The 816-nt window shown below is 61.6% G+C and carries 1 protein-coding gene; it reads right to left on the reverse strand.

What is annotated here, in order from left to right:
* On the reverse strand, window positions 1–816 hold an 816-nt coding region (locus VXC91_RS46255), incomplete at both ends, for a reverse transcriptase/maturase family protein (protein WP_329513312.1).

Below are 816 nucleotides of genomic sequence, written 5' to 3' on the forward strand. Positions count from 1 at the left end.
CAACGCGGGCTTTCCTCCACTCATGTAGCGGGCGCATCTGTCCCGGATTACGTCCCTGGGCACGAACAGGCCGATGGCGCCGTTGACCGCCCGGCGATTCCGGGTGATCTTCGTGTCGGCATGCTGTGCCCTGATCTCGTAGCCGAGGAAGCGCGCCGCCTGGCTGGTGGCGTGCGTGATCAGGGTTTTGGACTCGGACAGTTCCAGCGTGAGCTCGTCACGCAGGAACGCCCTGATCCTTGCCTTGATCTCGACGGCCTCGCTCTTGGGACCGGCGAACCCGAGCAGGAAGTCGTCGCAATACCGAACGTATCGAAGACGCCGATACCCAGGATCGTTGGGGTCTTGACTCGGCAGGGAACGCCGTTCGCGCCGCAGCGCCCGCACCGCTTCCCGGTCACCGTGTCGCCTGGCCCTCGCAATCCGGTTTTCGACGATCTCATACGCACGGTGGGTGCGTCGTCGTCTGCCCCGGTTGTAATCCGGAAATAGCTGCTGTTCAACGAACTGATCGAACCGGTCCAGATAGATATTGGACAAGATCGGTGAAGCAACACCGCCTTGCGGTGCTCCGCTGAGCGTGTCGTTCCACTGCCAGTCCTCCAAATACCCGGCCTTGAGCATCCGGTCGATCAGTTGAAGGAACCGGCCGTCGTGGATCCTCTCCGCCAACGTTGAAAGCATGACACTATGGTCAAGACTCCCGAAGCAGTCGGAGATGTCCCCCTCGATCATCCAGTGCGTTCCCTTCCATACCGACACCACCTCATCAAGAGCGGTGTGGCAGCCCCGTTTGGGGCGGAACCCGTGTGAGCG

The organism is Streptomyces chiangmaiensis (assembly GCF_036281785.1).
Taxonomy (GTDB): domain Bacteria; phylum Actinomycetota; class Actinomycetes; order Streptomycetales; family Streptomycetaceae; genus Streptomyces; species Streptomyces chiangmaiensis.